Source organism: Protofrankia sp. Cj3 (genome assembly GCF_917627355.1).
Classification (GTDB): Bacteria; Actinomycetota; Actinomycetes; order Frankiales; family Frankiaceae; genus Protofrankia.
In genome coordinates, this window is the sequence record NZ_CAKJTR010000061.1 from 10,182 (window position 1) to 17,454 (window position 7,273).

Annotated in this window: 6 protein-coding genes and 1 pseudogene; 4 read left to right on the forward strand and 3 right to left on the reverse strand. The window is 71.2% G+C overall.

Annotated features, from left to right (window positions below):
• Window positions 1-220 (forward strand): annotated as a pseudogene (locus tag MJ783_RS10675) (SAM-dependent methyltransferase); the annotation flags it as partial.
• A 102-nt stretch (window positions 221-322) separates the two neighbouring features.
• Here MJ783_RS10675 and MJ783_RS10680 read toward each other — a convergent pair.
• Window positions 323-853, reverse strand: coding sequence for a hypothetical protein (locus MJ783_RS10680; protein WP_239310240.1), 531 nt, complete (start codon window positions 851-853; stop codon window positions 323-325).
• Complete coding sequence (locus MJ783_RS10685; protein ID WP_239310254.1) at window positions 850-2,061, reverse strand: molybdopterin-dependent oxidoreductase; 1,212 nt, start codon at window positions 2,059-2,061, stop codon at window positions 850-852. Before MJ783_RS10685 ends, MJ783_RS10680 begins: the two co-directional genes overlap by 4 nt.
• A 112-nt stretch (window positions 2,062-2,173) precedes the next feature.
• On the opposite strand from MJ783_RS10685, the gene MJ783_RS10690 reads away from it, so the two are divergent.
• Complete coding sequence (locus MJ783_RS10690; protein ID WP_239310241.1) at window positions 2,174-3,799, forward strand: glycosyltransferase 87 family protein; 1,626 nt, start codon at window positions 2,174-2,176, stop codon at window positions 3,797-3,799.
• Window positions 3,800-3,877: 78 nt separating this feature from the next.
• Here the strand turns inward: MJ783_RS10690 and MJ783_RS10695 are convergent, their stop codons facing one another.
• Window positions 3,878-4,495, reverse strand: coding sequence for a hypothetical protein (locus MJ783_RS10695; protein WP_239310242.1), 618 nt, complete (start codon window positions 4,493-4,495; stop codon window positions 3,878-3,880).
• A 398-nt stretch (window positions 4,496-4,893) separates the two neighbouring features.
• On the opposite strand from MJ783_RS10695, the gene MJ783_RS10700 reads away from it, so the two are divergent.
• Window positions 4,894-6,471, forward strand: a complete 1,578-nt coding sequence (locus MJ783_RS10700; protein ID WP_239310243.1) for an ATP-binding protein — start codon at window positions 4,894-4,896, stop codon at window positions 6,469-6,471.
• 211 nt (window positions 6,472-6,682) lie between these two features.
• Complete coding sequence (locus MJ783_RS10705) at window positions 6,683-6,877, forward strand: hypothetical protein (protein ID WP_239310244.1); 195 nt, start codon at window positions 6,683-6,685, stop codon at window positions 6,875-6,877.
• Window positions 6,878-7,273 lie beyond the last annotated feature (396 nt).

Genomic DNA, 7,273 nt, shown 5'->3' on the forward strand with positions numbered 1-7,273 from the left:
AGCCGGCCGGGTGCTCATCGAGCTCGGGCCGCCCGGGACGCCCACCGGCCCCTCGCTGATCCGCCTGGAAGGGCCGGACGGGCGGATGTCGAGGTCGTTTCCCTGGTCGCTGGTGGGTACCGAGGGGATCGCCGGCCTCGCCGCGACCGCCGGCCTGCACGTTACGGAAATGTGGTACGACCCGGGGCGGCACTTCGCTGCCCTGGGCAGATGTCGGTGAACCTGTCTGTAGAACCACTGCGTACCGCGCCTGCCCGGCGAGCTGACCGCGGGTCGAGGCGAGGGGCGAAGCGCGGGTCGCAGTCGGAGCTGATGGACGTTGTCATCCGGCCGGTGGACCGGATGCGCTTACGTGACTGCGCCGCGCCCGCCGGACGCGGACCGCGCGGACCGCGATGACAGCTGTGGCGCAGGCCCACACCAGGCCGAGGACGATCGCGAGGTTCCGTCCGTACGGCAGCGGGTTCACCGACGGGTTGTCCGCCGGGCCGCCGTAGCCACGCCACAGTGGCAACGACGCCAGTGCGACCGCACCGCTGATCAGCAACGCACCCTGCAGCACCGCCCGGAAGGGCGCCGGGACCAGCCGGGTGAGCACGAGACCCACCGCCATCGTCACCGGGACGACCAGCAGGTCGTGGACCAGGATCCCGCCGACCAGCCACTGCGCCGCGTTCGGCGGGTTCGTAGCCGACCGCATCCCGACCAGCCCGTGGACGCCGTAGCCGATCGCGGCCAGACCGGCCGCGGCCGGACCGCCGCGCAGGACGGCCGTGGTCACCGCGCGGACGGCGCGGTGGCGGCCATTGTGATCCCGCCGGTCAGCCTGATCAGCCTGTGCCTGCCCGTTCACAGCATCACCACCCGGTGTACCCATTTGGTCTGCAGCACGCCTGGCCGGTTCGGTGCGATGAGCCGGGCCGGGTATCCGTGGTCGATGTCCAGGTCGGCCCCGTTCAGGCCGGTGGCCAGCAGGGTCAGCGGGTCCCGGGCGTGCGCCGGGTTCACCTCGCTGGTCCGGTAGGCGCCACCGGCTTCCAGGGACTCCACACGCACCGTCGCCTCCGCGGGGATGCCGGCGGCGTCCAGCAGGTCCCGCAGCCGTAGGCCGTGCCAGGTGGCGTCCGCGGCCCAGCCCTCCACACAGGTGATCGGCAGTCTCGACGTGTGCTGGGGGAACCCCCGCAGCCCGGCGAGGGTGAGGGCGAACGGGCGCGGGCCGACCACCTCCAACCGGTAGCCCGGATCCCGGGCGACCGCGGTCACCCGGGCGGCGGCCGCGGTTCTGTTGACCGGCAGCCGCTGCGGGCCGATGTCTGGCCGGCGCGGCGCGAGCAGGTCGAGCCCGGACAGGCCAGGCACCCACTGGCCGGCGGTTGTCGTCACGATCACCCCGGCGGCGCTGGCGACGGCGACGGCAAGGCCACGGCGGGACAGGCCGCCGCCCGGCTGTTCGGGAGCGCTCACCCGGTCGGTCAGCCGCGACCGTTCGCCTCTGCGGCGGCCGACGTTCGCCCGCACGACCGCGAGTTTCGCGGCGATGTGCACCCCCAGCGCGCCGATTGTGATCCAGGCGACCCAGTAGTGGGTCACCGTGAAGAAGAACCGGAACCGGTACCACTGCGCGATGTTCGCGATTCCGGTGGCCAACTGGAACACGGCCCCGGCGACCAGCGGCACGATCGAGAGCCGCTCCAGTGCATGCGCGACCGAACGGACCGGCGGCCACTCCCACAGCCGCGGGTACACCGTCCACAGTTTCGCCAGCAGCAGCGGGACGCATGCCAGCCCGGTCGTCACGTGCAGGCCCTGCGTCAACCGATACAGCGACACCGGGCGGGACGGCCAGACCAGCCACGACGGCGGATGCTGCATGGCGTGTGACACCAGGCCGGTCAGGAAACACACCCCGAAAGCGACCCCGAGCCACATCCCCAGCAACGAGGCCACCCGAGGGTCGTGCAGGCGACTGGAAAACGCGTCCGTGCGCAACGGCCCGCGGCGCAGGACCGTCGGCGCTTCCCGAAGCCGTCCGGTGAACAGCCGGATGAACGGTCGCATGTACGCACGGTAGGTCGCCGTCACCGCCTCCGCCGCTGGTGAAGCCTTACGGAACGGAGAAGCTCCACCGCGGTACGCCGGGGCCGGCCGGCATGTCTGTCAGGCTCGGCCCATGCCCGCCCCCGTCCCTGTCGCCGAACCGCTCGCCGGGACCGTCCATGCGTACGGGATCCGCCGTGCGCGGGCCGTGGCGGCCATCGCCCGACGTCGTCGGCGTGACGGGCGGAGTCTCCCGACGCCCGGGGATGGCGGCCGGTGGGCCCTGGTCGCAGCGGTCGTCGGGCTGAGCGGCGTCCTCGCCACGCAGGCGGCGATCCTGCTCCAACCCGGCTACCTGCCCGGCCGGATGACCGTGCTCTACCTGACCATGCTCTGGTGGGTGACCGGGACAGCCGGCGCGGCGTGGCTGATCCGGGCCGCTCCCCGCCGGCTCGCCGTCGGCCTGCTGCTCGCCGGCACCGTCGCGATCCACGCTGTGGCGCTCACCCACGGCCCCCAGCTGTCCGACGACCTCTACCGCTATATCTGGGACGGCCGCGTGCAGGCCGCCGGCATCGATCCCTACCGCTACGGTCCTCTCGCCCCCGAACTCGCCCACCTGCGCGACGACTGGTTGTTCCCGGACCCGGCCGGGTGCGCCGCCATCCACCGGGGCCCGCACTGTATCCGGCTGAACTACCCCGACGCGCACACCATCTACCCACCGGTGGCGCAGGCATACTTCACCGCCGTGCATGTCCTGCCCGGCCCGCCGCGCGAACACCGGATGCAGCTCTACGCGTCCCTCGCGTCGCTCGGGCTGGTCATTCTGATGATGAGGGTGCTGGCGGCGCAGGGCCGGGACCCCCGCTACGCCGCTTTCTACGCGCTCTCGCCGCTCGCCGGGCTCGAAACCGGCTCCGACGCGCACGTCGACGTCCTGGCCGCGCTGCTCGCGCTCAGCGGCATCGCGGCTCTCAGATCGCGGCGGCACGCCGGATCCGCCGCGGCCGGACGAACAGGCACGGCCGGAGAATCCGGTGTGGCCACGGAACCCACCCGCCGCCGTGCGTCGCTCGCCGGAGCGCTGCTCGGCGCGGCGGTGGCGGTCAAGCTGTACCCGGCGCTGCTCCTCCCGGCGGCCGCCCGGCGCCGCCCGATCACTCTGGTCGGCACCGCCGTCACGGTCATGGGACTCTCCTACCTGCCTCACGTCCTCGCCGTCGGAACTGGAGCCCTCGGTTTCCTGCCGCAGTACCTGAAGGTCGAGGGATATGCCCAGGGGGGTCGGTTCCTGCTCCTGTCGATGTTCGGCATTCACGGTGCCACGGCCAAAGCCGTTGCGGTGTCGCTGCTGGCCGTGGTCGCCGTGGTGGTGCTGCGCTCCGATCCGCGCCGGATCCCCGTGGAACGGGCGGGGTTGTGGCTTGTCGGGGCGGCTTTCCTGGTCGCCACCCCCGTTCAGCCCTGGTACGGCATCCTGCTGGCCACCCTCGCCGTGGTCGCGGGACGGCTGGAATGGCTGGCCGTCGCCGCCGCCGTTCACCCCGTGTACGTCTCCCTTTTCACCGGTCCACCGGGCGACGCCCGGACGCTACAGGTGTCCTCCTACGCCGTCGCCGGGCTCGTCGTGGTCACCGCGGCCGTCCTCCGGCGACGGGGAAGAACGCGATCGCGTCACCCGGGAGCATGCCGGCGGCCCCGGCGGAAGAATTCGACGGCGTCGGTGACGGAGGTGACGCTGTCCCAGGTGAGGTAGGCGGTGAACGAGGCGTTCCAGAGCTTGGGCCGTCGGCGCCGATCCAGCAGGCATCGTGGTCGATCGTCATCTGGACTCCTACGTCGTGGGGACCGTGCTGGTGTTGAGCCCATCGGCGCCTGTCACGTCCCACATCTGCCCGATGGGCTGGCGGTCCGGGTCGGCCAGTGCGTGCAGGCTCTGCGGGTCGGTGACGACGGATGCGAACCGTCGCGCGCCGTCGTCACGGCCGATGATCCAGCCGCGGGCGGGCGTGCCGGCCCGGTCGTGCTCGACGGTGAAGGTCTCGATCCGCCCGCGGCCGGTGACGGCGGAGGCGTACCCGGGGACCGGCGCGGTCGCCGACGGGACGTGTGCCGGCTCAGCCCAGGGCCGTGGCGGCCTCGTCGGTGCGATGACCATCGCATGGTGTTTGGTGAGGTACTCGCCGTTGGCGTAGACCAGCGTCCGGCCGCACAGGCGATGCGCGGCGACGATCGCGTGCAGGGAGTAGTCGTTCGCCGGTCCGCCGAAGGATTCCAGGCCGCCCGTGATCGTGAGGGGGCGTTCCTTGAGGATCGCGTCCAGCGCGCTCAACAGTGCGGCGGGGACGGCATTGTGGGCAGCCTGCGCGATGAGCTCGCAGGGCTCGCTACCGTCGCCGCGGAGGTCCGCGGCGCCGACGATCACAGGTATTCGGGGCGCGGTCAGGGACACGCGGTGAACGTATTTCGGCCGGGGACCGCATGCGTCCGGTGGAATCCGATTCTCAAGCGGGGCGCCTCCCGGGTGCCCGGCTCCGGGTCGCCGGTCAGGTTGTCGATCAATTCCCGCCCGGTATCCGGTCATGGTGTGCGGCGGTGGTACGGGTGCGCCGTCGCGCGCTGATCGGGTTATGCGAGCGGTACCCGAGCCCGCTCGGTCACGTGCCGCTGAGGGCCTTGAGGGAGAGATGCCAGCAGAACGGCGAAAACCACGTCGGGAGCGATCATCCTATCGGAGTGTCGCTACGACCGTTTGAACTCGCCCAGGCCGGGTCCGACTGGTTATCGATCACGCATAGGGTGGTACGCGGAGCAGGCAGCGACTGGACACGCTACGAAGAGGGAGAGCCGATGGTGCGTCGGTTCAACACGGCCGGCCCGTGCCTGCCCGCCGAACATTACATGATCCCAGCGCTGTCCCGGCTGCCGGAGGCACCCGGCCTAGTCGATCTGAAAGCTTACTTCGTCGTGCACGCGCCGCGCCAGACGGGCAAGACGACGGCACTACGCGCGCTCGCGCGTGAGCTGACCACCCAGGGCCGCTACGCCGCGCTGCACTTCTCCTGCGAGGCGGCCCGGGCAGCCGACGATGACTACGGCTCCGCGTCCCGCACCATCCTCAGCCGGATCCGGGCAGGCGCACAGGACTCACTGCCGGCGCCGTTGCATCCACCGCCCTGGCCGGCGGTGCCGGACGGCACACTGATCGTCGACGCGCTGCGCGCGTGGGCGCACGCGTGCCCTCGGCCGCTGGTGCTGTTCTTCGACGAGATCGACGCGCTGCGCGGCCAGTCACTCCTCAGCGTCCTGAGCCAGCTCCGTGACGGCTACAACAGCCGCCCCGCACCGTTCCCGTGGTCGGTTGCGCTCTGCGGCCTACGCGACGTCCGCGACTACAAGACCGCCGCCGGGGGCGACCCGTCCCGGCTGGGAACGTCCAGCCCGTTCACCATCAAGCTGGAGTCGCTGCGGCTCGGCGACTTCACTCCGGTCGAGGCCGCCGAGCTGTACAGCCAGCACACCGCCGACACCGGCCAGTTTTTCGCCCCCGGAGCCGTCGGCCACGCCTACGAGCTGACCGCTGGCCAGCCATGGCTCGTCAACGCCCTCGCCCGCGAGGTCATCGAAAAACTCGCCGTTCCCGTGACACAGCCGATCACGGTCGAGCACCTGGAGACGGCCAAGGAACGGCTCATCCTTGCCCGGGCGACCCACCTGGACTCGCTCGCGGCCAAACTCACCGAGCCGCGCGTCCAGAAGGTCCTCGGCCCGCTGCTGGCGGGCGACATCCTCGATCTGGAGCCCTATGACGACGACGTCAGCTACGTCCGGGACCTCGGCCTCATCGCGCCGAACGCGCCAGTCCGCATCGCGAACCCGATCTACCGCGAGGTGATCGTCCGAGTCCTGGCCAGCCGGATCCAGGAAAGTGTCACCGCCGATCCGCGATCCTTCGTCCGCCCGGACGGCACCTTCGACCTCCCGAAGATGCTCACCGAGTTCGTCGACTGGTGGATCGAACACGGCGAGTTCCTCACCCGCCGCGGCTACTACGACGAAGCATCCCCACAGCTGATCTTCATGGGCTACCTGCAGCGCGTCGTGAACGGTGGCGGCTACGTGGAACGTGAATACGCCGTCGGCTCCGGCCGTATCGACCTGAACATCCGCTGGCCCCACACCACCCCCGACGGCACCCGCCACGTGCAGCGCGAGGCCGCCGAACTCAAGGTCTGGCGCGAGGGCAGGCCCAACCCGCTCAACCAGGGCCTGAAACAACTCGACCGCTATCTCGACCGCCTCGGCCTGGGCAGCGGCACCCTGCTCATCTTTGACCAGCGCCCCGACGCCCCTGACATCGACAAACGCACCGCCCTTACCACCACTACCAGCCCTACCGGCCGCACCATCACCCTCCTCACCGGCTGACAACACGCACGGCTGCCGGAGCAGGGAGAAACCAGCGCGGCCGTACATCTGACGTTTGATCAGTTTCGTCGTGGTGTTGATGCCTTCCATGGGGCCGTTGCTGGAGGGCAGGGCCAGTCCGGCGACGAAGGTATGCAGGGCGGGCGGGTCGTCACCCGGTACATTCTTCATCCACATGTCGAGGTCCTCGCCGCGGCGCTCGGTGAGCAGGATGGCGAACGCGCGTACCCGGGCGGCCAGGACGGTCATCTGCGGGCAGCTCGCGACCAGGTCACCCGAGGTGCCGCAGCAGGTCGGCGGCCTGCTCGCCAGCCAGCTGGCCAGTCGACGCGGGGACAGCCGGCGTGCGGGGTCGGCGCGTCTCTGGCTGAGGGAGCGCACGAGCAGGGTGGCACTACCCGGATAGCCCTGCTCGCGGATCTCGGCCAGCAGGCGGGTGACCGCCACGGCGGGCTCGGCGGCGCAGATGGTCGCGTTAGGGGTCGACCAGCGTGTGGCGGGACGCCGCAGGGCCTCGGCCGGCTCTGCGCCCGGGCATAGCGCGTGACGGTGCCGCGCGACCAGCCCAGACGGCGGGCGCACTCGAGCAGTGCTGTCATACCCAGCGTAGGACGTCGATCCGTCGCGGCACGACCACCCGAACCCCGGGCTGCCCGACCGCCAGGCCGCCACGGTGGCGGCCTGGCGGTCGGGCAGCACATCGACGCGCCGGTGGCTAACGGCGTCGATCAGCAGGGTTGCGTACCGGCGGCCTCGCCGCAGCGCACAGTCGTCCATGCTGAGTACCTCCGGGACCGGCCCG

Bases quoted from the DNA above. Each gene is read 5' to 3' on its own strand.
- MJ783_RS10685 (WP_239310254.1), bottom strand. From the start codon at position 2,061: ATGCGACCGTTCATCCGGCTGTTCACCGGACGGCTTCGGGAAGCGCCG.
- MJ783_RS10690 (WP_239310241.1), top strand. From the start codon at position 2,174: ATGCCCGCCCCCGTCCCTGTCGCCGAACCGCTCGCCGGGACCGTCCAT.
- MJ783_RS10700 (WP_239310243.1), top strand. From the start codon at position 4,894: ATGGTGCGTCGGTTCAACACGGCCGGCCCGTGCCTGCCCGCCGAACAT.
- MJ783_RS10705 (WP_239310244.1), top strand. From the start codon at position 6,683: ATGGCGAACGCGCGTACCCGGGCGGCCAGGACGGTCATCTGCGGGCAG.